Raw genomic sequence first — 26,473 nt, 5'->3', positions numbered from 1 at the left:
CCCCTACGCAACGCCTGCGTTCGGCCTCTGGGAAAGGGGCAACAGATCACGATCAAGATCAAAAACACGCAGCCTCGCCAAGGCTCGACAGCTGCTACGGAGGGTGGGAACAATCAACAGCTTTGCGAGCAGGTTCGCCCAACAATGTATCGGCGCACGACTTTGCTTTTCACCACTCAACAGGCCGAGCGTTAGCTCGCCTGCAGCTTTTGATGTTGACGCACCGCCCCCTCGAGAGGCCGAGTGGAGGTTCTGCGCAGTGGGCAACCCGGCATGGATGCCGGGTTAGCCGCCCCCGGCCATGGATGGCCGATGGCGGCGGGCCCACGGAGCAGGACCGGAGCGAGGGCATGCCGAGCCTAAGCGAGGCACCGAACGAAAGGGGCAAATGCGCTTTGGTTACTTTGGCGCTCTTCCAAAGTGACCCGCCGTAAGGGCGGAACCAATAGCAGCCGTTACCTAAGCAACGGATATGTACCCAAACCCTAATGCGAAGTCCCCTCGGCAAACTCGATTTTATTGCCGACGTTGTACTTGCCGGACGGCTTGTTCATCGGCAGGCGTTTGATCTCCTCGAGGGTATTGCTGTCGTAAACGATCAGCGCGCCATCGGTGGCCCAGATGCTCAGCAGCAAGTAGCGGCCATCACGGGTGAACTCGACGTGGGCGGCAGTCTTGCCGGGCATCGGGCGCAAGGTATGGGCAATTTCCAGGGTCTGCTTGTCGATCAGGTGAATGGCATCGTTGTCAGGCCCGAAGAACACGTCGGACCAGGCATAGCGTGAGTTGACATGACTGCGCATGAAGAAACCCGGTCCCAGGGTCGGAATTTCCTTGATCAGTTTCCAGGTCTTGAAGTCGATGACCGAGATCAGCCCTTTGCTGATGTTCGGCGTGGCAAATACCCACTGACCGTTGCGTTTCCAGTAGGTCCCGGACCCCAGGTGGGGCATGCCCGGCAGTGCGATGTCGGTGACGATCCTGCCAGTGTCGAGGTCGATCACTTGACCGCCCCCGGCCTTGCGCGAGGTGGCCAGCAATTGCTTGTAGTCCGGTGAAAAGGAAAAGTCATCCAGTACATCCTCGGCCGGGATTCGCCGTGGTTCGAAGTCTGGTGTGCCGGCGCAAGACAATTCCCAAACCTCCTTCACGTCCTTGAGCGCCACGATAAAGCTGTCCCGTGGCGGGGCGGTATAGACCGCGCTGACCCGTGATGGACTGCCGTCCTGGCCGATGGCCGGCAGGGTTTTGATCAGCGACAGATCGCGGGCATCGAGCACCACCAGGTTGCCCGGCAGATAATTGCCGACCAGCACCCATCGACCGTCCTTGCTCACCGCCAGGTTGCGGGTGTTGAGCCCGACGCGGACCTCGGCGATCAGTTTCAGGTTATGCAGGTCGTACAGGCTGACCCAGCCATCACGCGAAGCGACGTAGACAAAACGCCCATCCGGCGAAAATTTCGGCCCGCCGTGCACGGCAAAGTGTGAAGCAAACCGCGCCAGTACTTCAAAGCGATCGCCGTCGAGGATATTGATGTGGTGATCGCCGGCTTCCACCACCACAAACAGGTTCAGTGGGTCGGCGTGATGTTGGGGCCTGTCGGGCAGTGTGCTGAGGTCAGCGAGTACCGTGTGGCTGCCGCGAATGTCGTCGTTGCTCCAGGTGGGCGCGGTGGCGGGCGGTTGCTGAAGGTAGTTCGCCAGCGCATCGATCTGCGCCGGGTTGAGCACGTTGGCAAACCCGGCCATTTGGCTGGCGGGGCGACCGTCGCGGATCACGTTGCGGATTTCGTCGGGTTTGATCCGGCTCAGACTCTCCGGTAGCAACGCCGGCCCCGTCGCGCCGAAACGGTTGGCGCCATGACAGCCTTGGCAATGCTGTTGGTAGTGGTCGGCGGCCTGTTCCAGTGTCCCCTCGACGGGCGCCACCGTAGCGCCTGCGTAAGCGGCGCCTGCCCACAACAACGGGACGAACAACGCGCGCCTCATACCGTCACCCTGGCATGGCGTTTCAGCGCTTGAACGGGGTAAAAACGCGCCGGATAGTCCCGTCGTTGGGTGGCGAACAAGTCGACGACCTGGCCAATGACGGTCAAAGTCGGAACACCCGGCGGGCAGTCCAGTGCCAGCGTCGGCAAGTGTTTCAGCACGCCTCGCGCGACATGCTGGTCGGGCCGCGTGCCATTGCTGATCAGCGCGGCGGGTGTGTCGGCTGCCATCCCGGCATTAATCAAGCGCTCGGCGATAATCCCGAGGTTCGATAACCCCATGTAAAACACCAAGGTCTGGCTGGTATCGGCCAGGTCGTGCCAGGGCAATATCAACTCGCCGTCGTGTTGCAGGTGGCCGGTGATGAACCGACAGGAGTTGACCAGGTTGCGGTGGGTCAGCGGGATGCCGGCGTAAGCGCTGCACCCGGACGCGGCGGTAATGCCCGGGACTACCTGGCAATCAATGTTGCGTTGCAACAGATACTCCAGCTCCTCGGCGCCGCGACCAAAAATGAACGGGTCACCTCCCTTCAGCCGCGCCACGCGCAGCCCTTGATCGGCGAGGTCGGCGAGCAGTTCGTTGATCTGGTCCTGGGGCAGGCTGTGGCAACCGCTGGCCTTGCCGACGTAATGCCGGGCGCAGTCGAGGGGGATCAGCGTCAGCAGTTCGGGGCTGATCAGGCGGTCATAGACGACGGCGTCGGCCTGCATCAACAGGCTCCAGGCACGCAGGGTCAGCAGGCGGGGATCGCCGGGACCCGCGCCGACCAGGGCCACTTCGCCCGGTCTGAAGGTGGACTCAAGTGCAGCCGGTAAAACAATCGAGGGGTGCATGGGACGTCCTTGGTTCTTCATCAGGTTGGCCGGGGCTGGCCAGGTGGATGCTTCAGTGCATGACGCAAGGGATTGTCGGTAAGGGCGGCACACCGATTTCTTCGTCGCTGAGGTGGCAACCGGGGTCCTGGCCCCAGAGATCGCCTTCGGCCCAGGCGCGAGTGCGGGTGTTGCCGTTGCAGATGTCCAGCCAGCGGCATTGGCCGCAGCGGCCACCGACGGCGCGCGGATGCTCGCGCAGTTGCTGCAATAAGGCGTCCGGGCGGTCCAGCCAGAGGGTGCGAAATGGCGTGTACCGCACGTTGCCTACCGAGTGCTGCCACCAATAAGTGTCCGGGTGGACGTCGCCGGTGTTGTCGATATTGGCGATGCCGCTGCCCGAAGCGTTGCCGCCCCAGGCGCGGAGCATGCGTTCCAGGCGCGAGGCGTGCTCGGGCAGGTGAAGGCTCACCCACTGCAGCAGCAGAATCGCGTCGGCGTCGTTGTTGCCACTGACAAAGTCGCTGTCGCGGCCCTGCGCGATATCGTCCCAGGCCTGTTCGAAGATCAACGTCATCGCCTCACGGCTCATCTGTTGCCGGGCGTCGAGCGTGCGACTGCGTTTGCCGCGACCGCTGTAGTTGAGGTGCGACAGGTAAAACTTCTGCACGTCGTACTCACGCATCAGCGTCAGCAGCTGAGGCAGTTGCCCATGGTTTTCCTGGGTGAGCGTGGTGCGCAAGCCAACACGAATACCCTGTTCGCGACAGAGCCGGATCGCGTGCATGGAACGGGCAAAACTGCCCTTGAGTTGGCGGAAGGCGTCATGGGTGGCTTGCAGGCCATCGATGCTGATACCGACATAGTCGAACTGCGCCGCGTGGATCTGCCCGATGTTGTGCTCAGTAATCAGCGTGCCGTTGGTGGACAACGCCACAAAGAACCCCTTGGCGCGGGCGTAGGCGCTGAGCACAAACAGGTCGTCGCGCAACAGGGGCTCACCGCCAGACAGAATCAGCACCTTCACGCCGGCGTCATGCAGGTCGTCGATCACCGTGAGTGCGGCCGGGGTATCCAGTTCATCGCGAAAGACACTGTCAGCGGACGTGGCGTAACAGTGTTTGCAGGTCAGGTTGCAACGCCTGAGCAGGTTCCAGATCACCACGGGTGGCCGTTGGCTGCCCGATGCGCCGGTTTTGGGGGCGGGCGCCTGGCCGGCCAGTGCGCGCAGGTATTGGCTGATCCTTAACATGCAACTCTCCTTGAGTCGGCGCGTGTTCAGTGCGAAGCGGGTGGCAGGCGCAGACCGGTTTTTTTCAGGATTCGGCTGCTCACCAACATCTCGTCGGCGGCGCAGGCATCTCCCAGCAAGTAGCGCAGGTGCTCGCGGTAGCTGTCGATTTCCTCACTGCTGCGACCGTGCACCATGGCAAACAGGTTGTAGCGCCACGCGGTACGGCGCGGGCGTCGATAACAATGGCTGACGAAGGGTTGCGCACCGATCAGCGCGCCGAGGCGGGGCATGTCTGCATCACGCACATCCCACACCGTCATGCCGTTGTGGCGGTAGCCCAGGCGATAGTGATTGGGGACGGCGGCGATGCGGCGGATGGCACCCTCTGCCTGTAATCGCTTGAGCAAGTCCAGGGTGGACTCGATGCTGAGGTCGAGCTGTTCGGCGAGCCAGGCCCAAGGGTCATCCAGCAGCGGCAAGCCGGCCTGGGTCAGCTCGATCAAGCGGTGAGCCAGGGTGTCTTCAGACCGGGAAATACAGACCGACATGGTAGGTCTCCTCTTTGGGCAGGTTGAGCAGCGACAGGCCGGTCAGGGTTTCGATGTGATGCAGGGTGTCGCTCAGTCGTTGTTGCGTGGCGCAACCGAGCACGAACCACATGTTCCAGGGGTGTTCGCGTCGATAGTTGTGCGCCACTTCAGGCAGGGCCTGTAGTTGTTCCGCGACGTCTTCGAAACGATCTTCCGGCACCGTCAGCGCCGCGAGGGTGAACGCGCCGCCCAAGCGCTCGATGTCGAACATCGGGCCGAAGCGCGTGAGCACGCCGTCTTCCAGCAAAAGGTGGAGGCGATCGAGCAATTCGTCGCTGCTGCTCTCCAGTTCCTCGGCCAGTACTTTCCAGGGTTGGCGCACCAGCGGCAGGCCCAGTTGCAAGCGATTGATCAGTCGACGGTCGAGGTCATCCACGGGGGGGAGCTCCTGTTGGCAGCGGGGCAAAGCGCCCGCCGCATTGTTTGAAGGCGTGGGTGCTGAACAGCAATTCGTGGGGCAGGTCGTCCAGCAAATGCTCCTTCAGCAGCGCCTGAATCTGCGCCTCGACCTGATCCCGTTGACGCCCGTGAACCATGCAGAACAGGTTGTAGTGCCATTGCGGCAAGCGTCGTGGTCGCTGATAGCAGAGCGTGATGCCGGGCGCCCGGCCCAGGCGCTGGCCGACTTCGTCGATCAACGCGTCCGGAACATCCAGCACCAGCATGGCGTTGGCGGTAAAACCCAGTGCGCGGTGGTTGAGCACCAGGCCGATGCGCCGGAACAGCCCTTGTTCGTGCCACTGATGCATTTGCGCGAGCACCTGGTTTTCGTCGGCGTTTATCCGTTCGGCGAGGGACTGATAGGGGCGCGGTACTCGCGGCAGGCCGCCTTCCAGGTGTCGACGCAGGGCCAGTGCCTGTTTAGCGTTCAATCCGGGTTGCATGGGCTTTCTCCCAGGGCAAAACCGAGGTCAATGCGGTAGGCAGTCAACATCGGCAGGTCCAGTGGTGTGAGACCGGTATCGTTCTCCAGCTCTTCGAGCACTCGCTCAATGTGCTGGCGATCGGGACCGGTCAACACAAACCACAGGTTGTAGTGATGCTCGCGCGCGTAGTTGTGATTGACCTCGGGGTATTGGCTGACGCGTTCGGCGACCTGATGCAGGCGCTCGGGAGGCACGGCAAGGGCGGCGAGGGTGCTGGCCCCGGCGCGGCTGTGTTCAAACACCGGGCCAACGCGCGACAAGGCGCCGGCCAATTGCAGGCGATGCAGACAGGCCATCACTTGCGGCTCGGTGCAACCCAGGATCCGGGCCATCTCTTGATAGGGTTCCGCGCACAGCGGCATGCCGTGCTGGAAGCGGTCGATCAACTGGCGGCTGAGCAGGTCGAGGTTCATTTCAATAGCCCATTTTTTGCGCGCGGCTGCTGAAGAAGATGCCGCTTGGCGCGGCAGCGGCAAGGGTGCTCAGTTGCTTCAGGCTGTACGGGTCCCAGACTTGAACCTGATCGCCATCGCGTAATGACAGCCATAGCTGATCACCGCGCGCGGTGAACTCCATGTGCAGCACCGCTGGCCCCGGTCGCAAATCGGCGACCACGGCGTGGGTTTCGGTGTCGATGACCTGAACCCGGTCATTGTCCGGGTAGGCGAAATTGACCCACAGTTGCCGACCGTCCGGGCGCGAGGTGACGAACACCGGTTGGCCGGCAACGGGAATGACGGCGGTTTGCTCCCAGGTGCGCGAATCCATCACCAGCACCTGGTGCCGGCCAACCGCAGGCACGAACGCCTGGTTGTCGGCGACGGCCCAGCCCTCCAGGTGCGGCATCTTGTAGACCGGCAGTTTCGCCTGGCCGCGTCCATAATCGCCGAGCACTCGCCGCACTCCGCGTTCGGGGTGCCAAAGGTCGAGTTGGGCCATGCCGTCTTCGCCGAACAACCCGGCCATGTAGTAGCGACCGTCCGGGGTAATCAGCGCGTCGTAGGGTTGCTGGCCGATGGCGGTGAAGCGGCTGATCTTCGGCGACGTTCCCTGGCTGAAGTCGGCCGTCCAGATCTCGCCGCTATCGAACAGGCTGAACACAAAGCGCTGGCCGGGTGCGTCGACCAGGCCGACCACCCGCGAGCGCTTGCTGCCATCGGCCAATGGGGTGGCAGGGATGTCAGCCACCAGTTGCAAGGTGACGGCATCGAAGACCTTGACCCCGCCGGGCACATAGTTGGACACGGCGATCAATTTGCCGTCCTGGCTGATGGCGCCACCGATACTGTTGCCGCCTTGTATCAGTCGATGGTCGATGCGCCGGGTCAGCAAGTCGATCTTGCTCAGGCCGCCGTCGCGACCGAACACATAGGCGTAGCGCTGGTCGCGGGAGAACACCACCGAGGCGTGGGACAGGTCACCCAGACCATCGAGTCGGGCCAGTGCCGAGCGGGTATCGCTTTCAATGATTTGCACACTGCCGCTGGCGCGCTCCACGACTACGCCGAGATCACCGGTGCCGCGCAACGGCGGTTGAGCACACGCGGACAACAACAGCCCGGTCGCCGCTGACAGCAGGATTGAACGGATCATGGTGCGGGGTATCCCTTGAGAAGAAGGTCGACCAGCCAACGAATATCGTCCGGGCCAAGCAGCGGGGCCCAGCCGGGCATCGCGGTGCCGGGTCGGCCTTGGGAGACGGTGGCAATCAGGCTGTCCCGGGACTTGCCGGCCAGTGCGGTGCGAGTAAGTTCGGGACCCAGCCCGCCGGTCATGTGCAGCCCATGGCAGGCGCCACAGTCCTGGGCCAGCAGGTGTTCGAGTTGTGCCTGACGCTTGGCGTCAGGGGTGGCAACTGCCGTTGCGCAAATGAGGAGGAGGGCCGTCAGAACTGCAGCGTGTCCATACACCATCATGACGCCCTCCGATTGGCTATTTCAGACTCAGGACCCAGGTCGCGAGTGTCTTGGCTTCTTCATCGGTCACCGGGTTGGCCGGCATCGGCATCGGGCCCCAGTTACCTTGCGTACCGTTTTTGATGTGACTGGCCAGGGTGTCCACCGCCCCGGCCACCCCCGCGTTCTTGGCCGCTACATCCTTGAGCGCCGGGCCGACAATCTTGGCGTCGATGGAGTGGCAGGCAGCGCAAGGTTTGCTTTTGAACAGTTCCAGCGCGTCTTGGGCCATGGCCGGTTGCACGCTCAGTGCAGCGGTCAGGGCAAACAGTGAAAGCAGCGTATTTTTCATGGTGTTTCCTTGCATTGATAACGCTCAATAAATGTCGTGTTGGGTGTTGTAGACGTTGAATTTTCCGGTGGGTGTGATCAGTCGTTTGTCCTTGATGACCGATTTGAGCTTCAGGGTTTTGTCGTCGATCACCACCAGCGCCGATTCGTCTGCCTGGCCGCTCCACACGGAGAACCAGACTTCATCGCCCGCCTTGTTGTATTCCGGCTGCACGACGCGCATCGCCCCTTGCTTGATTCCCGCGTACTCGGCAATGGGCAACACGGTGTAGCCGGCGTCGAGCTTGTCGATGTTGAACACCGCCACTGACTGACTGAGTTTCGCGTCGGGGTTGAGGGTGGTGTCGACATACAAATGACGGGAATTGGGGTGGGTTTTGATGAACAGAGAACCGCCGCCCTGGCCCTTGATCGAGGTGACCTGTTTCCAGGCGTATTGCGGGTGATTGACCGGGTCGGTGCCGATCAGCGAAATCCCCTCGTCGCCCAGGTGGCTGGTGGCCCAGACCGGTCCGTAGGTGGGGTGGTCAAAGTTGGCGCCGCGACCCGGGTGAGGGGTTTTGCCGACGTCCACCAGCGCGGTCAATTTGCGCTCTTTGGAGTCGATCACGGCGACTTTGTTGGAGTTGTTGGCGGCGGTCATGAAGTAACGGTGGGAGCTGTCCCAGCCACCGTCGTGCAGGAACGGAGCGGCATCGATATAAGTGATGGAGAGGTTTTTGATGTCCTGGTAATTGACCAGCATGACTTTGCCGGTTTCCTTGACGTTGACGATGAACTCCGGCCATTCGTGGGAAGCGATGATGGCCGCGACGCGGGGCTCGGGGTGATATTCCTGTTTGTCGACGGTCATGCCACGGGTCGAAACGATCTGTTTGGGCTCCAGGGTTTCGCCATCCATGAGGGTGAACTGTGGCGGCCAGTAGGAGCCGGCGATGGTGTATTTGTCTTCGTAGCCCTTGAACTTGGAGGTCTCCACCGAGCGCGCTTCGATCCCCACTTTGACTTCAGCAACCTTGGTGGGCTCCACCGGCCACAGGTCGATCATGTCGATCCGTGCGTCTCGGCCAATCACCAGCAAGTACCGGCCCGAGGCGGAAATACGCGAGATGTGCACCGCATAACCGGTCTCGATCAGCTTGACGATTTTCTTGCTGTCACCGTCGATCAGGGCGATCTTGCCGTCGTCGCGCAACGTCACCGAAAACAGGTTCGGCAGGTTGAGTTTGCTCAGCTGTTTCTTCGGCCGATCCTCGGGTTTGACCAGCACTTTCCAGGTTTTCAGCGTCTCGGCCATGCCCCATTCCGGCGGCGTTGGCGGTGTGTGCTGGATAAACCTGGCCATGGTCGTGATCTGATCCTTGGTCAACGCATTGGACGTCCCCCAGTTTGGCATCCCCGCCGGCGAGCCGTAGGTGATCAACGCTTCCAGATACGGTTGCCCGCGAGACTGGGTGATGTCCGGCGTCAGCGGTTTGCCGGTGGCACCTTTGCGCAACACACCGTGGCAACCGGCGCAGCGCTGGAAGTAAATTTCCTTGGACGCGTCGAAGTCGGCCTGGCTCATGTCGGGAGCGCCGGCCGTTTTGACCATGGACGGATTGGCCGCAGTGGCGGCGGGTGCCTCGGCACTGGTCGCTTGAGTCCCCGCGGCGGCCAGTGCCGAATACAGTGCGGCGACAGTCAGAGCAAACGTTTTTCTATTGCTGATCAGCATTCCATTTCTCCTCAGGCAAGACCTTTGCGATGCGCTGAAACCGCAGCGCAGGACGCAGGTTCTAAGTGCGCTGCAAGGCTATGCCCGAGCAGGCCAATGCTTGCTTGACGGCGATCAAGTTTGCCGGTCATCTCGCTTGCCAGGTTGTCGCAGGGACCCTTAGCGTGTTCCATGAATCCGCTGTTGAATCAGGTGCCCCATGGACCATATCCCGTCTCGCGAAAACAAGGTCGAACCCTTCTACCAACCGCTCAATAATGAGGAGGCGCTGTTCGAACAAGCCTGGCGACACGGCATGCCGGTGCTGATCAAAGGCCCCACGGGCTGTGGCAAGACCCGTTTCGTTCAGCACATGGCCCATCGATTGAACCTGCCGCTGCACACCGTGGCGTGCCATGACGACCTGAGTGCCGCCGACTTGATCGGCCGTCATCTGATTGGTGCGCAGGGCACCTGGTGGCAGGACGGACCGCTGACCCGCGCAGTGCGCGAAGGCGGCATCTGTTACCTCGACGAAGTGGTCGAGGCGCGCCAGGACACGGTGGTGGTCCTGCACCCGTTGGCCGATGATCGTCGGGAGTTGTTTCTGGAACGCACCGGCGAAGTGTTGCAGGCGCCACCGTCATTCATGTTGGTGGTGTCGTACAACCCCGGTTACCAGAACCTGCTCAAAGGCATGAAGCCGAGCACCCGTCAGCGCTTTGTGGCGATGCGTTTCGGCTATCCGCCCGTGGCTGAGGAAGAGCGCATTGTCGCCCGGGAAGCGCAGGTGGACAGTGCGCTGGCGGCGCAAGTGGTCAGGCTGGGGCAGGCCCTGCGCCGGCTCGATCAGCATGATCTGGAGGAGGTGGCCTCGACGCGGCTGCTGATTTTTACCGCGCGAATGATCCGCTCCGGGATGAGCCCGCGTGAGGCCTGCATGGCGTGCCTGGCCGAACCGTTGAGCGATGATCCGATGACGGTGGCCGCGTTGATGGGCGTGGTTGATGTCCACTTCGGCTGAGTCCGCAAACGCTTCGCCTGGCCACTTGCCGGGCGATCTGGCGATGTGGTTTTTTATCCTCGCCGAGCTCTCGGTGTTCGCCATTCTGATACTGGTGTTCGCCGTCACCCAAGCCATCAAGCCGCAGATGTTTGGCGAAAGCCGACTGTTGCTCAACACCTCAACCGGTCTGGCGATGACCCTGAGTCTGCTCACTGCCGGGCTGTTCGCCGCCCTGGCACAGGAGCAGGTCCGGCACTCGCGGTCACGCCGTGGCGCGATCTATCTGCTGGCCGCGTTGCTTGCCGCCAGTGTCTATGTGGTGTTGAAAGTCACCGAGTACCGGCACTTGCTGGCCTCGGGGCTGGGCCTTGAGCACAACACGTTTTTTACCCTCTACTGGATTCTCACCGGTTTTCATTTTCTCCATGTCCTGCTCGGCATGTTGATCCTTGGATGGCTGGCCGAGCGGTGCCGTCGTGGCCGCTATGACGCCAGCAACCGCAGTGGATTCGAATCCGGCGTGTTGTATTGGCACATGGTCGACCTGATCTGGGTCGTGCTGTTTCCGCTGGTCTACGTGCTGGGTTGATGAGGTGCCAATGTCTGCTACCAGGTGGTTGTTTGTCTGCTGGGTCGCACTGACCGCGTTAAGCCTGTGCACGGTGTTGCTGGCGCAGTCCGCGGCGGCGTGGTGGCTGTCCCTTGCGATTTTGCTGGTGGCTGTCGCCAAGGCGTGGCTGATTACGAATGGCTTCATGGAGATGCGCCACGCGCCGCGATTGTGGCGGCGATTGATGATGAGCTGGGCGTTGGTGCTGGCGTTGTTGGTGGGATTGACCTTGCTGGCCATCGTGTAACTCATGTAGCAGCTCGCGCAGCCTGCGTTCGGCTGCGCAGCCGTCGTAAATCCTGCCCCCCGCCTTTAACCTGAATCACTGCAGTGTCACCTCTCACGACTGCTTCGCAGCCGAACGCAGGCTGCGCCAGCTGCTACAGGTGTAATACCTGAGCAAAACCATCGGAGTTTCTTGATCGCCATCAAGCAGATTTCGACCCCTCGCTTCCTAAAATGGACGGGCCAAGCAAAGAGGAAGCGACCATGTCAGAGACCTTCACCAAAGGCATGGCCAGGAATATCTACTTCGGGGGAAGCGTTTTCTTCTTCCTGATATTCCTGGCCTTGACCTACCACACGGAACAAACCTTTCCAGCGCGCAGCAATGAAGCGCAACTCACTGAATCAGTGATCCGCGGCAAGACAGTCTGGGAGCAAAACAACTGCATCGGCTGCCACACGCTGCTGGGCGAGGGCGCCTACTTTGCGCCTGAGCTGGGCAATGTGTTCCAGCGACGCGGCGGGGAGGAGGGCTTCAAACCCTTCCTGCATGCCTGGATGAAAATGCAGCCGCTGAATGTGCCGGGCCGGCGAGCGATGCCGCAGTTCAAGTTGAGTGAGCAGGAGGTGGATGACATCGCCGAGTTCCTCAAATGGAGCTCGAAAATCAACACCAATGGCTGGCCGCCAAACAAGGAGGGCTAAGCGATGAGCATTGCTAATCCACATCTGAAATTCGCCTCGCAAGCCGTGGCCAAACCGTACTTCGTGTTTGCCCTGATGCTGTTTCTCGGTCAGGTGCTGTTCGGTTTGATCATGGGCCTGCAATACGTGGTAGGGGACTTTCTGTTCCCGATCATTCCCTTCAACGTGGCGCGGATGGTGCACACCAACCTGCTGATCGTCTGGCTGCTGTTCGGTTTCATGGGCGCGGCGTACTACCTGATACCGGAGGAGGCCGACCGCGAGCTGCACAGTCCGAAGCTGGCGATCATTCTGTTCTGGGTCTTCGCGGCGGCGGGTGTGCTGACGATTCTCGGCTACCTGCTGGTGCCCTATGCCGGCCTGGCCCGGCTGACCCACAACGAACTGCTGCCCACCATGGGCCGGGAGTTCCTGGAGCAACCGACCATCACCAAGATGGGCATTGTGGTGGTGTGCCTGGGGTTCCTCTACAACATCGGCATGACCCTGCTCAAAGGTCGCAAGACCACCGTCAGCATGGTCATGATGACGGGGTTGATCGGGCTCGCGGTGTTCTTCCTGTTCTCCTTCTACAACCCCGGTAACCTGGCCCGCGACAAGTTCTACTGGTGGTGGGTGGTGCATCTTTGGGTGGAAGGTGTGTGGGAATTGATCATGGGATCGATGCTCGCGTTTGTCCTGATCAAGATCACCGGGGTCGACCGCGAAGTCGTGGAGAAATGGCTCTATGTGATCATCGCCATGGCGCTGATTACCGGGATCATCGGCACCGGTCACCACTTCTTCTGGATTGGTGCGCCCGAGGTCTGGCTGTGGGTCGGTTCAATCTTCTCCGCCATGGAACCGCTGCCGTTCCTGGCCATGGTGGTCTTCGCCTTCAGCATGGTGAAGAACCGTCGCCGGCAACACCCGAATCGTGCCGCCACGTTGTGGGCCAAGGGCACCACGGTCACGGCGTTCTTCGGTGCGGGCGTCTGGGGTTTTCTGCACACCCTGGCACCGGTCAACTTCTACACCCACGGTTCGCAACTGACGGCCGCTCACGGTCACCTGGCCTTCTACGGTGCTTACGCCATGATCGTGATGACCTTGATCAGCTACGCCATGCCGCGCTTGCGCGGGTTGGGTGAAGCGGGCGACGAGCGTTCGCAGACACTTGAGATCTGGGGTTTCTGGTTGATGACCCTGTCGATGGTGATGATCACGCTGTTCCTCACCGCAGCGGGTGTCGTACAGGTCTACCTGCAACGCTGGCAGGCCGACGGGATTGCCTTGCCATTCATGGCCACCGTCGAACATCTGCAAGTGCTGTTCTGGGCACGTCTGGGTGCCGGTCTGGGGTTCTTCGCCGGGTTGCTCTGCTACTTGCTCAGCTTCAAGCAACGGGGCCGTGCCGCTTTGCGCGCTCCAGCAGCGGTCGTGCCTTCATGAGCCGGGGCAATCGCTAGAAAAGGTCGGCCCGGCTGATACAGCGGGCCGTTTTTTTTGTGTTCAAGAAGGGCAGCAATCATGGCCTTTACCGTCGAACTGGAAGAGTGGGCCGGCAGTGTCTGGCACCGTTTCATCACCCGGCACGCCAGCCCGGATTTCCCTGAAGCGCGCGTCGAACTGGATACCCGGCAACGCCCGCTGGCCCTGTTGTTTCGCGCCATGGGCGGCGCCAGTGGCATGGGGGTCGAGGCCGCCAGCGACCGCGACCTGCTGCTGCGGCGCAACTTGCTGCAACAGATCGCCGGCACCTGCAAGCAAGTGCCGTTGGCGTGGTGCGATGAGACACACCTTCGCCTGCCGTCGAGCCTCGCTGTCTTCCCGGATGCCGCACTGAACGAGGAACTCTATCGTTGGCTCACGTTGCTGGCGGCGCAGGCCGGTCGCATGCGGCATTGGGGGCGGGACAATCAACGCTGGACGCGATTGCTGTTGCAGCGCTACCCGGCGTTGCGCGCCCGGTACAAGCGACTGGTCGATGCGCACCTGCAATTGCGCCCCGATCCGGCGTCCTTGAACCGCAGCGAAGCGGCGCTGGAACGGGCGTTATGCCAGGCGCTACGCGAGCCGGGCAGTGTCGAGCATTTTCCTCGCAGCGAACGGGCCGCGTGGCCGCTGCCCCTGTGGTTGTACCCGCCACAGCATCTCGCCAGTCCACAGACTGCCGAGCTGGGCGATGAATCCGAAGAGTTCCTGGCGACCCCTCCCGGTGAGCAGAAAAGCGGACGCAAGCGCGCCACACGAATCGATGAAAACACCCGTGATGGCGGGCTGTTGATCGTCCGTCTGGAGAACCTGTTCAGCTGGACCGAACACGTTGACCTGGATCGCTGGTCGGACGACAGCGAAGACCCGGATGCGGCCCGAGTGGCGGACGATCTGGACGAATTGACCCTGTCGCGCACACGCCTGCGCAAGGGCGGTGGTCTCAAGCTGCACCTGGATTTGCCGCCGGCCGATGTCGACGATATTCCCCTGGGCGAGGGGATCCGGTTGCCGGAGTGGGACTACCGGAAAAAACGCCTGCAGGACGACTTCGTCAGCCTGCAAATGATGATCCCCCGCGACTGCGAAGCTCAACCGCTGCCGCCACGGCTCAAGGCCTCGGCGCATCGTTTGCGGCGCCAGTTCGAGCATCTGCGCAACGATCGCCAATGGTTGCGCCAGCAACCCCAGGGCTCGGAACTGGACATGCAGGCCTGGCTGGATTTTCACGTTGAGCGCGCCCATGGCCAGTGCGCCGAACGGGGGCTGTTCATGGAACACCGTCAAACCCGTCGCGACCTCGCGTGTCTGTTACTGGCCGATGTGTCGATGTCGACCGACGCTCATTTGAACGATGAACATCGCGTCATCGACGTGATCCGCGACAGCCTGCTGTTGTTCGGCGAAACCTTGTCGGCGTTGGGTGATGACTTTGCCCTGTACGGGTTTTCCTCGCTGCGTCGTCAGCAGGTGCGCATGCAGGAACTCAAGTCCTTCACACAACGCTATGACGACACCAGCCGGGGGCGCATTCAAGGGCTCAAACCGGGTTACTACACACGCATGGGCGCGGCGATTCGCCAGGCCACGCAGTTGCTCGGCAGCAGCAAGCGGCGCAGCAAACTGTTACTGCTGCTGACAGATGGCAAGCCCAATGATCTGGATTTGTATGAGGGGCGCTACGGTGTCGAAGACACCCGCGAGGCGGTGATGGAGGCGCGGCGCCAAGGGTTGACGCCGTTCTGTATCACGATTGACCGCGAGGCCGGGGATTACCTGCCGTACATGTTTGGTGCCAATGGCTACACCCTGATCCGCCAGCCCGAACAGCTGCCGCTGCGGTTACCGCAGTTGTATCGCCAACTGACTCAGGGTTGAAAGGGGGCCTGGACAGCGCAGCATCAAACGATGCTGCGCGGCAGCCAGAAAAACATCGTCACGCAAAAGAGTGTCAGGGCGATGCAGAACCACAGGAATCGACGCTGACGCCGCTCCCCGGCACGCTCGGCCAGTGCAGGCAGAGGCATGCCACATTGGCGGCAATCACTCTGGTGGGGTGGGTTGCCATGTTGGCAATACAGGCAGGCGGGCATGGCGTTTACTCGAACTGTTCCAGGCGCAGGCGATCAAGAATGGCGATATGGCGGCCGTCCTGAGCAATGATGTTTTCATCAATCAAGCGGCGGATAATCCGCGAAAACGTTTCTGGCTGGATCGAGAGATGACCGGCAATCAGTTGCTTGGCCATCGGCAGCTCGAATTGACTGTCAACGGTTTGCTGGCGCACCAGTTGTGTCAGCAGATAACGCACGACCCGGTGGGTGGCATTCTTCAGTGACAGGGTTTCGATTTCATTGACCCGTTGATGCAGGCGCACGCAGAGCTTGCCGAGCAGCGCAAACGTCAGCCGGCTGTTGCTCTGAAGCAGGCGCATGTAGGTGCTGTTGGATAACCGGTAGAGCTGGGTGGGGCAAACCGCTTCGGCCGAGGCCACATAATTCGGCGTGTCCATCAGCATCATCGCCTCGGCGAAGGTCTGCCGATCGCCGAGGACCTCAAACACTTTTTCCTGCCCGTCAGGTGTCAGGCGGTAGATCTTTACCGCCCCTGCAATCACAAAATAGAACGAGTCGGCCGGCTCGCCCTGACGAAACAACGGTTCGCCTTTGTCGATGCTCAGCAATTGGCTGGTACTCATCAATTCATCCAGCTGTTCTTCATTCAACGGCTCGAACAAATGATGACTGCGCAAAATCTGGTGGTGGACGCGATGAAGCACCATAAAAATTCATCCTGAAGGTTGTGCAGGGGTTGGCGAAAAAATCAGACGAGACCCAAAGACACGCCACTGGCGACGGCCACGACGGAGGTCAACACCACGAACCAGGCCAGTGGCTGGAGGATCTTTTTCATGAGGGCTCCCGGGGATCGAGCTTTCTTGGACTTGCTGGGGCTAGAGCAAGACGCGGGCCATCTCTGCGGGCCCTGATTTAGAGGGGTTTTTATGAGGCGGGGTATAAATGACCCTGAGCGTTAGGGTTATAAAAACCATTTAAGGGTTATTTTTACCCTATTGCTGATCCTTTTATGGTGAGGGCGCTTGCTCCGTCCCCGCAGGAACGGCGTTCGGACCTTGAACGGTACGCCCCTTGCACACTTGATCTGCGACAAAGGCAATTGATTAGTGATACCCGATGATGGCCCCCAGGATTGACCTCGCGGGCCAGCAACAAGGTAGAGGAGTGGCTTTATGCAAGTGCTTGACCGCCGTAAAGCGATGGCAATCGCGCCGCTGTTACGTCTGGCCTTTCGGCCATTTTTCCTCGCCGGTTGCGGCTTGGCAGTGCTGGTCATACCGCTCTGGCTGGCAGCCTTTAGCGGTTCGATTGCTGATTGGCAGCCGGCCGGTGGGTGGTTGGGCTGGCATCGCCATGAGTTGCTGTTCGGGTTTGGGCTGGCGATTATCGCGGGCTTTTTGCTGACTGCCGTGCAGACCTGGACCAGTCGCCCCGGTATCAGCGGCAAACCGCTGGCGGCTCTGGCGTTGTTGTGGTTGCTGGCGCGCGTGGCCTGGTTGGCCAATGCGCCGTGGCCATTACTGGCCGTGCTGGAAATGGCGTTTCCGTTAGCAGTGGCGGCACTCATGGGGTTCACCCTGTGGAAGGTGCGGCAGAAGCGCAATTACCCGATTGTCGTGGTCCTGTTGTTGCTGGCCGTGGCTGACGGATTGTCCCTGCTCGGACTGCTCGAAGGCCATGAAGGCTGGCAGCGCCAAGGCGTGCTGACCGGGATCTGGCTGGTGGCGGCGATGATGGGTTTGATTGGCGGGCGCGTCATTCCGTTCTTCACTCAGCGCGGGTTGGGTCGGGTCGAAGGCGTTGTTGCCTGGCCGTGGCTTGATTGGCTGCTGCTGATCGGTTCGCCCCTCGTGGCGTTGTTGTATGCCGCAGGGCCGGCGCTCAACCCCAATGTCTGGGTCGGCCTGTTGTTCGCGGTGCTGGGGGCGGGGCATCTGGTGCGCCTGGTTCGCTGGCATGACCGGGCACTGTGGCGCGTGCCCTTGTTGTGGTCGTTGCACCTGGCTTACGGCTGGTTGGCGGTGGCGTGCCTGGGAATGGCGCTGTGGCATTTCGGCGCGCCGTTGAGCCCGAGCCTGGCGGTGCATTGCCTGACGATAGGGGCGATGGGCGGCCTGGTGTTGGCGATGATTGCGCGAGTGAGTCTGGGGCATACCGGTCGTGCACTGGAACCGCCGTCGGGCATGACCCTGGCGTTCATTTTGCTCAACCTGGCGTGCCTGAGTCGGGTGGTGTTGATTGTGTTTCTGCCCCTGACCGCGTTGTGGCTGGCGGGGCTGTGCTGGACGCTGGCGTTCGCACTGTACGCCTGGCGCTATGGGCCGATGTTGCTGCGAGCCCGGGTGGATGGTCATCCGGGATAATCAGGCAAACGCAGGGAGGTAATCGGTGATGTATCCCTTTCTATTGGTGATCCACCTGTTGGCGGCCATCGCCTTCATCGGCACGCTGTTTTTCGAAGTGGTCATCTGGCACCGCGCGCGCCAGCAGTTGGCGGACACCGCACAAGTAACGGCGGATCAAGCCATTGCCGTGCGTTCGCGCAAAGTCCTGCATGGCGTGGTGGTGCTGTTGTATGGCGCCGGCATCAGCCTGGCGTGGCGTTACCGAGAAGTGTTGAGCCACCCGCTGGACAGCCGCTTTGGCACGTTGCTGAGCCTGAAGATTCTGCTGGCCCTGAGCATCATTGGTCATTACTTGTTGCTGGCGTACTGGCTCAAAAGCGCGCGGCTGACCACGCTCCGCGCCAGCTGGATTCGTCGCAGCATTCTCGCGCACATGGTGGTGATCGTGATCCTGGCCAAGGCGATGTTTTATTGGGGTTGATTGCACGCAGTCGTTCACAGACAAACCCCGCGTCAACCGATGGGTTGGCGCGGGGTTGGGTGTGACGGGTCAATCGATCAGTGGTGTGGGTTCAGGGCGTTAATGAACAACACGTTGTTTTCCAGATGGATGTGCTGCATCAGGTCGTCCTTGAATTCCAGCAGCCCGCGATAGAGTGCGCGCCAGGTGTTGCAGGCATCGGCGGGCGGGGTGATGTGGTGGGTCAGGGTGAGCATCTGCTCAAGGGCCTGGCCATGTTGATCATGTTCGAAGCGCAGTACCTGAATCGGTGGCGCGGCTTGAGCGCCGATGCCTTGTTGCAGCATCGGGAAGAGTACTTGTTCTTCCTTGAGCATGTGGCCTTCGAGTTCCTGCTGCATGTCGGCCAGCAGATCAGCCAGGCCGTTGGGGCAACTGGTGCGGGCGCCGTGCACCTGTTCTACACGGCGGGCCAGGCGGATCAGTTCCGGCAGTTGCTCGCGGTGGCGGGCGTGGTAGCGGGTCAGGAGGTGAGCGATCAACACATGCGAAGGCTCGTTGCGCCAATCGTGCTGGGTTTCGCCGGCGTCTTGCAGGTCCTGCAGGGCGTCAGCAATCAGCAGTGGATCGAGGCCCTTGCCAAGGGTCGCCTCGCGCAGGCTTTTATGCCCGCCGCAGCAGAAGTCCAGATTGAAGGTATGAAAAATCCGGGTGGCACCGGGAATGTCGCAGGCCAGTTGGCCGAGGCTTTGTTCCAGTAGGGTCTGGCTCATCAGGGTTCCTTTATTTGAGTTTCAACGGTTCCCCAGGCTCGTTGCATCCGGCATGCCATATTTAACTGATTGATAACCATGAATTAATTTTTAACTGTGGTGAAAAGTACCCTGACGCTTTAGGGTGAATCCAACCATAGAGGGTAATGACTACCATGTTGCGTGAAAGCCTGGCAGCCGACTTGATCGTCGAGTTGCCCAATGCGGTACGGTTGCAACGACTGGTCCAGACACTGCGTGAATACTTCAACAGCGGTGCCGTGGGGTTGCTGCGTCTGGACGATGACAGCCTCAGGCCGGTGGCGACCGTGGGGCTGGTTCACGAAGCGTTGGGGCGTCGTTTTGTCATCGCTCAGCACCCTCGACTGGCGGCGATCATGGCGTCGCGCGAGCCGGTCTGGTTCGAGCCTGACAGCCGCCTGCCGGACCCCTACGACGGCTTGCTCGACAACCACGTCGGCGAACCACTGCCGGTGCACGATTGCATGGGGGTGAGCCTCTATGTCGAAGGTCGAATCTGGGGGGCGATCACCCTGGATGCATTGCACGCTGGCACCTTCGACAGCCATGCGCACGAGGAACTCAAGCGTTGTACCTTGCAGATCGAAGCGGCCGTGCGGGTGACTCGACTGGAGCAGGAGATCCGCAGCCTGCGTTTGTCGCGCAGCGATCTCCAGGACCTGCGAGTGCCCGTCGAGGAAGGCGAGATTCTTGGGCAGAGCGAAGCCTTGCACCAATTGCTCAATGAGCTGGATGTCCTGGGCGACTCCGATTTGCCGGTGCTGTTGCTGGGCGAGACCGGCGTTGGCAAAGAACTGTTCGCCCGGCGCTTGCATCGACTGTCACGGCGTAGCCACAAGCCGCTGATTCAGGTCAATTGCGCGGCATTGCCCGAGTCGCTGGCAGAGAGCGAATTGTTCGGTCATGTCAAAGGCGCTTTCTCCGGCGCCACCAGTGACCGTGCCGGGCGCTTCGATGCCGCCAACGGGGGCACGCTGTTTCTCGATGAGGTCGGTGAGTTGCCTTTGAGCGTGCAAGCGAAACTGCTGCGCACCCTGCAGAACGGTGAGATCCAGCGCCTGGGCGCGGACAAGCCATTGCACGTCGATGTGCGAATCATCGCCGCCACCAACCGGCACCTGCCCGACAGCATCCGCGATGGCTTGTTTCGCGCGGACCTGTATCACCGGCTCTCGGTGTACCCGGTGCCGATTCCGGCCCTGCGCGAACGCGGTAACGACGTGCTGATGCTGGCCGGGCATTTCCTTGAACTCAATCGGGCGCGGCTTGGCTTGCGCGGCTTGCGATTGTCACCATCGGCCGAGCGGGCGTTGCTGGCTTATACCTGGCCGGGCAATGTGCGAGAGCTGGAGCATGTCATCAGTCGAGCTGCGTTGAAGCAACTCAGTCGCGGCACCAGTCGCACGCTGATCATGACGCTGGAGCCCGAAATCCTGGACCTCGACAGTGCGACCGGTGCCCTCGGGGCGGCTGTCGAGCCTGGCCCGGAAGTGACGTCGGACCTGCCTTTTCAGCCGCTGGGCGAAGCGGTCGACGATTACCAGCGACAAAAAATACGCCAGGCCCTGAGCCTGTCCGGGGAAAACTGGGCCAGTGCCGCGCGACTGCTGGAAGTCGACCCCAGCAACCTGCACAAACTGGCACGGCGTCTGGGGCTCAAGTAGGCAAGGGCGACGTGGCTTCGACGCTGAGTGTTGATGGTGGTCAAGGTGGGCGTGTGCAGTGCCTCGCACACTGGACAAAACCCTAAGGAGATCACGGTCATGCCTCTTTCCCTGGCACAAATGCGCCGGCAATACACCCACCATGGTCTGCAAGACGACGCGACGATGGACGACCCGCTGGTGATGTTTCGGCAATGGCTGCAACAGGCCCGCGACACCGAGTGTGCTCCTGTCGAAGCCAATAGCATGATGCTGTCGACGGTCGACAGTGATGGGCGCCCGCACTGCCGGGTCTTGCTGCTCAAGGGCTTGAGCGATGAAGGGTTCACTTTTTTCGGCCATTACCACAGCGACAAGGGGCAGCAACTGGCGGCCAACCCCTTTGCCGCCATGACATTTTTCTGGCCGGGACTGGAGCGGCAGGTGCGTATCGAAGGCCGGGTGTCCAGGCTTGCCCCCTCACTGTCGGATGCGTACTTCGATTCCCGTTCCATCGGCAGTCGCCTGGGGGCCTGGGCCTCGCCGCAAAGCCGTCCGCTGGCCGATCGGGCAGCGCTTGAAAGCTTGCTGGCGGACACCATCAAACGTTTTGTCGGCCAGACCGTGCCGAGGCCCGAGCATTGGGGCGGCTACTGTTTGCACCCTGATCGCATGGAGTTCTGGCAGGGGCGCGCCGATCGTTTGCACGACCGTCTGGATTACCGCCTGGTCGACGGTCTGTGGCAGCGCAATCGCCTGGCGCCCTGATGTGCATTGAACAGGACGTGTGGCAACGCACGTCTTGATCCTGACGAGGTACCTCCTTGGAGGAATAGGCTCGTTGGCCATTCCGGTTCAGGCTTGGTCATACCCTCATCTACGGGAAGGCTTGAACATGGCCCATCTGACGCAACGCACGTTTCAACCCTTGAACATTGCCGTGCTGACCATCAGCGACACACGAACTTTTGCCACCGACACCTCCGGGCAGACCCTGGCCGATTTGCTGCAAGCGGCCGGTCATGTGCTGATCGACCGAGGCCTGGTGCCGGACGATATCTATCAGATCCGCGCCAAGGTCTCGCACTGGATCGCCGACCCCGAGGTGCAAGTGGTGTTGATGACCGGAGGCACCGGTTTCACCGCTCGGGACAACACGCCGCAAGCGGTGCTGCCGCTGCTGGACAAGCATGTGGAAGGTTTCGGCGAGCTGTTCCGTCAGGTGTCCCTGGCGGAAATCGGCATGTCCAGTCTGCAGTCGCGCGCCCTGGCCGGGATGAGCAACGGGGTGTTGGTGTGCTGTGTTCCCGGCTCGCCGGGCGCCTGCCGCACCGCCTGGAACCAGATCCTGCTGGAGCAACTGGACAGCCGCACCGGCCCGTGCAATTTCGCCCCTCACCTCAAGCCTCAGGCGCAGCAGGTACTTGAGGCCTGTGAGGTGCGCTCATGACGGGGCGGGTCTGCGACAGCGGCCAGTTGATGCCGGTGGACGAGGCCATCAGTCATCTGCTCGACCAGGCACCACCGCCACCCTCGGTGCAGACGATCCCCCTGGAACACGCCTTGGGGCGAGTGCTGGCAGTCGACATTCACTCTGCGCTGAACCTGCCCGCCTGGGACAACAGCGCCATGGACGGTTTTGCCTTCAGGGCCGCCGACCTGCCTGCGGCGGGGGGCTGGCTACCGTTGACTGGACGCATCGCCGCCGGACAACAGGCGTTCTCGCCCTTGGCGGCGAAAACAGCGGTGCGGATTTTCACCGGGGCGCCGCTGCCGCCGGGTGCTGACACCGTGGTGCCGCAGGAGAGTTGTCAGGTCGAGGGCGACAAGGTCTGGTTGCCGCCGGCAACGGTGGGCGATCACGTGCGCAAGGAAGGCGAGGAAGTCCGCCAGGGGCATCTGTTGCTCATGGCCGGCAAGCGCTTGCGCGCCCAGGAATTGGGGCTACTGGCCGGTGCCGGGATTGCCCGGGTCGAGGTGTATCGGCCGTTGCGCGTGTGCCTGTTGAGCAGCGGTGACGAGTTGCGCGAACCGGGTGAATCACTGGCGCCGGGGCAGATTTACAACAGCAATCGGTATTGCCTGTCCGCCCTGTTGCGCGGCTGGGGCGTCGAAGTGCATGACTACGGGGTCATGGCCGATGAGTTGGCGGCCAGTCGGCATGCCTTGAGCCTGGCGTCGTCGGAGTGCGATCTGCTGCTAACCTCGGGCGGCGTGTCGGTCGGCGAGGAGGACCATCTCAAGCGGGCCATCGATGAATTGGGCAGCGTGGATTTCTGGCGGCTGGCGATTCAACCGGGCAAACCGCTGGCGTTCGGCGAAGTGGCCGGCAAGCCGTGGATTGGCATGCCGGGCAATCCTTCGGCCGCGTTGATCACCGCGTTGGTGGTGGTGCGTCCGTTCCTGCTCAGGGCTCAGGGCGTGAGTCAGGTGATGCCGCGCCCGATGGCGCTGCCGGCCGGTTTCGACTGGCTGCAAAGCAACAAACGCCGACAATACCTGCGAGCCAAACTGGTTCCCGATGCCGACGGGCAATTGCGCGTGGAACTGCATCCGCAGCAGAGCTCGGCCATGTTGACGGCGGCCTGCTGGGCCGATGGCCTGGCCGTCGTGGAGCGCGAGCATCGGGTGCACAAGCACGACAACGTGGCGTTCCTGTCTTTCGCCGACCTGATGCATTGAGGGCAATTGATTGCCGTCAAGGCCGTCGCCGCCGGTCTCGCTAGACTGGCGGCGCACTCGACACTGCGGGCCTGTCCGAAAGACAGGGCGCGGGTCCGGACGTGTTCCTAGATGAGGATTCCCCATGCAACTGGTCTGCCCGGCAGGCAACCTGCCTGCGCTCAAAGCGGCGGTGCGCCAAGGCGCCGACGCCGTCTATGTCGGTTTTCGTGATGACACCAACGCCCGCCATTTCGCCGGATTGAACATGGATGACAAGCAGTTCGATGCGGCGGTCGAACACATCCGCCAGCATCAACGCAAACTCTATGTCGCGGTCAATACTTACCCGCAGCCCAAGGGCTGGGAGCGCTGGCAGCGCGCGGTGGATCGCGCCGCCGATTTTGGCGTGGATGCGCTGATCGCTGCTGACCCCGGGGTCCTGGCGTATGCCTGTGAGCGCCACCCGCAACTGAACTTGCACCTGTCGGTCCAGGGCTCCGCGACCCATGCCGCGGCGCTGGCGTTTTATGCGCAGCGCTACAACATTCGTCGTGCAGTGCTGCCACGGGTGCTGTCGTTGGCCCAGGTGCGTCAGGTCGCGGCCAACAGTCCGGTGCCCATCGAAGTCTTCGGCTTCGGCAGTTTGTGCATCATGGCCGAGGGGCGCTGCCACCTGTCCTCCTACATTACCGGTGAGTCTCCCAATTTGTGCGGCGTCTGTTCGCCGGCCAAGGCCGTACGCTGGAGCGAAGATGCCGAAGGCCTGAGCGCACGGCTCAATGACGTGCTGATCGACCGCTACACCCCTGACGAATCCGCCGGCTATCCGACTTTGTGCAAGGGACGTTTTCTGGTCAACGGCAAGCGCTTCCATGCGCTGGAGGAACCCACCAGCCTCGACACCCTGGACCTGCTTCCGGAGCTCGCGGCCATCGGGGTTGAAGCGGTCAAGATCGAAGGCCGCCAGCGTAGCCCGGCGTATGTCGAGCAAGTCACCCGGGTCTGGCGCGCGGCCCTCGACACCCATCGCGCGTCACCCAAGAGCTTCAAGGTCAAAGACCAATGGCGCCAGGTGCTGGCCGGTTTGTCCGAAGGCAGCCAGACCACACTGGGTGCCTACCATCGATCATGGCAATAAGGGGCTGAACATGAAGCTGAGCCTGGGACCGGTCCTGTATTACTGGGACAAGGAACAATTGGGGCAATTTTACGCCGAGATGTCGAGCCTGCCCCTGGATGTGATTTACCTGGGAGAAACCGTGTGCTCGAAGCGTCGGGCATTCTCCCTGGATCAATGGCTGGGCCTGGGTCGCGAGTTGCAGGCGTGTAGCCAGGCGCAACTGGTGCTGTCCAGCCTGACCCTGATCGAAGCCGCGTCAGAACTCTCCAGCCTGCGTCGCCTGTGCGACAACGGCGAGTTGCTGGTGGAAGCCAATGACATGGGCGCGGTGCAACTGCTGGCCGAACGCAAGTTGCCGTTTGTGGGCGGGCCGGCGCTGAATCTGTACAACGGTCATGCCCTGACGCAACTGCAAGACAGCGGCATGGTCCGTTGGGTGCCGCCGGTGGAGTGTTCGGCAGCGCTGATTCGCGCAGTGCTTGAACAGGTGCGCGAGCTGGGCCGTGAAGTGCCGCAAGTGGAAGTCTTTGCCTATGGGCATTTACCCCTGGCCTATTCCGCTCGCTGCTTTACCGCCCGGGCAGAAAACCGGCCCAAGGATGACTGCCAGTTCTGTTGCATCAACTACCCCGATGGACTGGCGCTGAGCAGTCAGGCCGGGCAGGCGTTGTTCACCCTCAATGGTATTCAGACGATGTCGGCCGAGGTGACTAATTTGCTGTCCGATTACCCTGGGCTGGTGGCCAGCGGCGCCGACATCGTGCGCTTGAGCCCTCGGGCCCAGGGTATGGCCGAGGTGATTGAGGCCTGGCAACGGGTGCGCGAGGGTGAGGCGCCGCCGCTGTTTGTCGAAGGCTGCAATGGCTATTGGCATGGCCAGGCCGGGATGTTGCGTGTTGAGGAGGCTGGCCTGTGCTGAAGCGAAAAAAATGGCTGTTGTACGGTGCCGATCGAGTGCTTCCACTGGTTCGTCGGGTGCYCTTTGTGGTGCAGCGCCTGGCGTTGCAACAGGCGCTCAACCGCTGTCTCGCCGAGCCGTTGCGTGACGGTGAGTTCGACCTGTTGCGCGGTCGCTGGCTGTGCTTGCGCATCCCGGACCTCGGGCTTTGCTGGTACTTGAGTCGATCCCGTGACGGGCTACAGATTGCCGAGCGGGCCGAGGCCGATGTGACCATCAGTGGCAACTGGCGTGAGTTTCTGTTGCTGGCCAGTCGGCAGGAGGACCCGGACACCCTGTTTTTCCGTCGACGCCTGGTCATCGAGGGGGATACCGAATTGGGATTGACCCTGAAGAACCTGATCGACAGCCTCGACCCGGACGTATTGCCTGTCTGGCTGTGGCGCAATCTGGAGCGGGCGGGGAAGGGGTTGGCGGCAGGCTGACCGACACCCATCAACGGAGCGAGCCTGCTCGCTCCGACACGGGTTTTGTTTTGCCCGGCAGGCCTTTTCAGTGGGTTTCGGTTTGCCGGTTTTCAAGCGGCCGGGCATCACTGGCTATCAACTGTTTGATCCCTTCAAACAACTCATCACACTGCGCTTCGGTGCAGTCCTCGGCATAGCGTTTGCGCAGCCCGTAGTGGCTGAGAATCAGGTGTACGTCGGCGTGCAGGCCATGTTGCTTCAAACAGTTTTCGACGCACTGCAAGGGGCAGCCGTCCAGTGCCAGGATCCGGCGTCCCGAGCGTGCCTTGTTGACCAGCGCGCTGACATGCCCGCCGACCCCGGCAATGCAGGACATTTCGGCGAGCCCCTGGCGATCCAGGCGCACCGCCAGGGTGTTGGCCAGTTGGGCAACGTTGGAGCAGCCTGAGCAGGAGTAAACCAGAGGCAGGGTGGGTGAGGGCATGAA

30 protein-coding genes are annotated in these 26,473 nt (G+C 61.7%); 15 read left to right on the top strand and 15 right to left on the bottom strand.

The window, feature by feature from the left end; genetic code table 11:
- Positions 1-485 precede the first annotated feature (485 nt).
- From AC1D2P_RS12510 to AC1D2P_RS12460, 11 genes are read right to left on the bottom strand one after another with little or no spacing between them, the layout of a single operon-like run.
- Entirely contained in the window at positions 486-1,991 is a 1,506-nt protein-coding gene (locus AC1D2P_RS12510; protein WP_477757579.1) for a cytochrome D1 domain-containing protein, read from the bottom strand.
- Positions 1,988-2,827, bottom strand: coding sequence for a uroporphyrinogen-III C-methyltransferase (gene cobA, locus AC1D2P_RS12505; protein WP_477757578.1), 840 nt, complete (start codon positions 2,825-2,827; stop codon positions 1,988-1,990). The genes AC1D2P_RS12510 and cobA overlap by 4 nt, the downstream gene beginning before the upstream one ends.
- 52 nt (positions 2,828-2,879) lie before the next feature.
- Positions 2,880-4,058: a heme d1 biosynthesis radical SAM protein NirJ gene (gene nirJ / locus AC1D2P_RS12500; protein ID WP_477757577.1), complete on the bottom strand. Its 1,179-nt coding sequence runs from the start codon at positions 4,056-4,058 to the stop codon at positions 2,880-2,882.
- Between the two features lie 26 nt (positions 4,059-4,084).
- Entirely contained in the window at positions 4,085-4,588 is a 504-nt protein-coding gene (ahbB, locus tag AC1D2P_RS12495; protein ID WP_109787028.1) for a siroheme decarboxylase subunit beta, read from the bottom strand.
- The gene (locus AC1D2P_RS12490) at positions 4,563-5,006 is read right to left on the bottom strand and encodes an Lrp/AsnC family transcriptional regulator (RefSeq protein ID WP_109787027.1); all 444 of its coding nucleotides are present in this window, start codon (positions 5,004-5,006) and stop codon (positions 4,563-4,565) included. The genes ahbB (AC1D2P_RS12495) and AC1D2P_RS12490 overlap by 26 nt, the downstream gene beginning before the upstream one ends.
- A complete protein-coding gene (gene ahbB / locus AC1D2P_RS12485) occupies positions 4,999-5,514 on the bottom strand; it encodes a siroheme decarboxylase subunit beta (protein ID WP_109787026.1) in 516 nt (171 codons plus the stop codon). Before ahbB (AC1D2P_RS12485) ends, AC1D2P_RS12490 begins: the two co-directional genes overlap by 8 nt.
- Positions 5,499-5,969 carry an Lrp/AsnC family transcriptional regulator gene (locus AC1D2P_RS12480; protein WP_477757576.1) on the bottom strand — a complete coding sequence of 157 codons (471 nt, stop codon included), beginning with the start codon at positions 5,967-5,969 and terminating at the stop codon, positions 5,499-5,501. The genes ahbB (AC1D2P_RS12485) and AC1D2P_RS12480 overlap by 16 nt, the downstream gene beginning before the upstream one ends.
- A 1-nt stretch (position 5,970) precedes the next feature.
- Complete coding sequence (locus AC1D2P_RS12475) at positions 5,971-7,149, bottom strand: cytochrome D1 domain-containing protein (protein WP_477757575.1); 1,179 nt, start codon at positions 7,147-7,149, stop codon at positions 5,971-5,973.
- Positions 7,146-7,472: a c-type cytochrome gene (locus tag AC1D2P_RS12470; RefSeq protein WP_046028104.1), complete on the bottom strand. Its 327-nt coding sequence runs from the start codon at positions 7,470-7,472 to the stop codon at positions 7,146-7,148. The genes AC1D2P_RS12475 and AC1D2P_RS12470 overlap by 4 nt, the downstream gene beginning before the upstream one ends.
- Before the next feature lie 16 nt (positions 7,473-7,488).
- Positions 7,489-7,803: a c-type cytochrome gene (locus AC1D2P_RS12465; protein ID WP_046028102.1), complete on the bottom strand. Its 315-nt coding sequence runs from the start codon at positions 7,801-7,803 to the stop codon at positions 7,489-7,491.
- Positions 7,804-7,827: 24 nt separating this feature from the next.
- A complete protein-coding gene (locus AC1D2P_RS12460) occupies positions 7,828-9,519 on the bottom strand; it encodes a cytochrome D1 domain-containing protein (RefSeq protein WP_477757574.1) in 1,692 nt (563 codons plus the stop codon).
- Positions 9,520-9,718: 199 nt separating this feature from the next.
- Here AC1D2P_RS12460 and AC1D2P_RS12455 point away from each other — a divergent pair, with 199 nt between their 5' ends.
- From AC1D2P_RS12455 to AC1D2P_RS12430, 6 genes are all read left to right on the top strand, one after another.
- The gene (locus tag AC1D2P_RS12455; RefSeq protein WP_046028099.1) at positions 9,719-10,522 is read left to right on the top strand and encodes a CbbQ/NirQ/NorQ/GpvN family protein; all 804 of its coding nucleotides are present in this window, start codon (positions 9,719-9,721) and stop codon (positions 10,520-10,522) included.
- Positions 10,506-11,093, top strand: coding sequence for a cytochrome c oxidase subunit 3 family protein (locus tag AC1D2P_RS12450; protein ID WP_046028098.1), 588 nt, complete (start codon positions 10,506-10,508; stop codon positions 11,091-11,093). Before AC1D2P_RS12455 ends, AC1D2P_RS12450 begins: the two co-directional genes overlap by 17 nt.
- A gap of 10 nt (positions 11,094-11,103) precedes the next feature.
- A complete protein-coding gene (locus AC1D2P_RS12445) occupies positions 11,104-11,361 on the top strand; it encodes a cytochrome C oxidase subunit IV family protein (RefSeq protein ID WP_223523390.1) in 258 nt (85 codons plus the stop codon).
- A gap of 242 nt (positions 11,362-11,603) precedes the next feature.
- Positions 11,604-12,044, top strand: coding sequence for a c-type cytochrome (locus tag AC1D2P_RS12440; protein WP_046028094.1), 441 nt, complete (start codon positions 11,604-11,606; stop codon positions 12,042-12,044).
- 3 nt (positions 12,045-12,047) lie between these two features.
- Positions 12,048-13,475 (top strand): cbb3-type cytochrome c oxidase subunit I, encoded by a 1,428-nt coding sequence (locus tag AC1D2P_RS12435; protein ID WP_046028092.1) that lies wholly within the window; start codon positions 12,048-12,050, stop codon positions 13,473-13,475.
- Between the two features lie 78 nt (positions 13,476-13,553).
- Complete coding sequence (locus tag AC1D2P_RS12430; protein WP_109787021.1) at positions 13,554-15,395, top strand: nitric oxide reductase activation protein NorD; 1,842 nt, start codon at positions 13,554-13,556, stop codon at positions 15,393-15,395.
- A 23-nt stretch (positions 15,396-15,418) separates the two neighbouring features.
- On the opposite strand, the gene AC1D2P_RS12425 is transcribed toward AC1D2P_RS12430, so the two are convergent.
- Both AC1D2P_RS12425 and AC1D2P_RS12420 read right to left on the bottom strand, forming a co-directional pair.
- A complete protein-coding gene (locus tag AC1D2P_RS12425) occupies positions 15,419-15,610 on the bottom strand; it encodes a hypothetical protein (protein WP_046028089.1) in 192 nt (63 codons plus the stop codon).
- Between the two features lie 5 nt (positions 15,611-15,615).
- Positions 15,616-16,299, bottom strand: a complete 684-nt coding sequence (locus AC1D2P_RS12420) for a Crp/Fnr family transcriptional regulator (protein WP_046028087.1) — start codon at positions 16,297-16,299, stop codon at positions 15,616-15,618.
- A gap of 468 nt (positions 16,300-16,767) precedes the next feature.
- On the opposite strand from AC1D2P_RS12420, the gene AC1D2P_RS12415 reads away from it, so the two are divergent.
- Together AC1D2P_RS12415 and AC1D2P_RS12410 are read left to right on the top strand one after the other, a co-directional pair.
- Positions 16,768-17,958: an NnrS family protein gene (locus tag AC1D2P_RS12415; protein ID WP_046028086.1), complete on the top strand. Its 1,191-nt coding sequence runs from the start codon at positions 16,768-16,770 to the stop codon at positions 17,956-17,958.
- A gap of 28 nt (positions 17,959-17,986) precedes the next feature.
- The gene (locus tag AC1D2P_RS12410) at positions 17,987-18,421 is read left to right on the top strand and encodes a membrane protein (protein ID WP_046028085.1); all 435 of its coding nucleotides are present in this window, start codon (positions 17,987-17,989) and stop codon (positions 18,419-18,421) included.
- Between the two features lie 77 nt (positions 18,422-18,498).
- On the opposite strand, the gene ytfE is transcribed toward AC1D2P_RS12410, so the two are convergent.
- Complete coding sequence (ytfE, locus tag AC1D2P_RS12405) at positions 18,499-19,173, bottom strand: iron-sulfur cluster repair protein YtfE (protein WP_046028084.1); 675 nt, start codon at positions 19,171-19,173, stop codon at positions 18,499-18,501.
- A 155-nt stretch (positions 19,174-19,328) separates the two neighbouring features.
- On the opposite strand from ytfE, the gene norR reads away from it, so the two are divergent.
- The 7 genes from norR (at position 19,329) to ubiT (ending at position 26,004) form a co-directional block, all read left to right on the top strand.
- Entirely contained in the window at positions 19,329-20,858 is a 1,530-nt protein-coding gene (norR, locus tag AC1D2P_RS12400; RefSeq protein WP_223523414.1) for a nitric oxide reductase transcriptional regulator NorR, read from the top strand.
- A 99-nt stretch (positions 20,859-20,957) separates the two neighbouring features.
- Complete coding sequence (gene pdxH / locus AC1D2P_RS12395; RefSeq protein WP_223523384.1) at positions 20,958-21,605, top strand: pyridoxamine 5'-phosphate oxidase; 648 nt, start codon at positions 20,958-20,960, stop codon at positions 21,603-21,605.
- A gap of 127 nt (positions 21,606-21,732) precedes the next feature.
- Entirely contained in the window at positions 21,733-22,287 is a 555-nt protein-coding gene (moaB, locus tag AC1D2P_RS12390; RefSeq protein ID WP_046028081.1) for a molybdenum cofactor biosynthesis protein B, read from the top strand.
- Complete coding sequence (locus tag AC1D2P_RS12385; protein ID WP_077430428.1) at positions 22,284-23,519, top strand: molybdopterin molybdotransferase MoeA; 1,236 nt, start codon at positions 22,284-22,286, stop codon at positions 23,517-23,519. The genes moaB and AC1D2P_RS12385 overlap by 4 nt, the downstream gene beginning before the upstream one ends.
- 124 nt (positions 23,520-23,643) lie before the next feature.
- Positions 23,644-24,639 (top strand): ubiquinone anaerobic biosynthesis protein UbiU, encoded by a 996-nt coding sequence (gene ubiU / locus AC1D2P_RS12380; RefSeq protein ID WP_046028079.1) that lies wholly within the window; start codon positions 23,644-23,646, stop codon positions 24,637-24,639.
- Positions 24,640-24,649: 10 nt separating this feature from the next.
- On the top strand, positions 24,650-25,540 hold the full coding sequence (locus tag AC1D2P_RS12375) for a U32 family peptidase (RefSeq protein ID WP_477757573.1): 891 nt from the start codon (positions 24,650-24,652) through the stop codon (positions 25,538-25,540).
- Entirely contained in the window at positions 25,534-26,004 is a 471-nt protein-coding gene (gene ubiT, locus AC1D2P_RS12370) for a ubiquinone anaerobic biosynthesis accessory factor UbiT (protein WP_477811449.1), read from the top strand. Before AC1D2P_RS12375 ends, ubiT begins: the two co-directional genes overlap by 7 nt.
- Positions 26,005-26,071: 67 nt before the next feature.
- On the opposite strand, the gene AC1D2P_RS12365 is transcribed toward ubiT, so the two are convergent.
- Complete coding sequence (locus AC1D2P_RS12365) at positions 26,072-26,470, bottom strand: putative zinc-binding protein (protein ID WP_046028075.1); 399 nt, start codon at positions 26,468-26,470, stop codon at positions 26,072-26,074.
- Positions 26,471-26,473: the final 3 nt, after the last annotated feature.

Source organism: Pseudomonas sp. P1_F1_2 (assembly GCF_056405815.1).
This window is presented reverse-complemented; position numbering and strand designations above follow the sequence as displayed.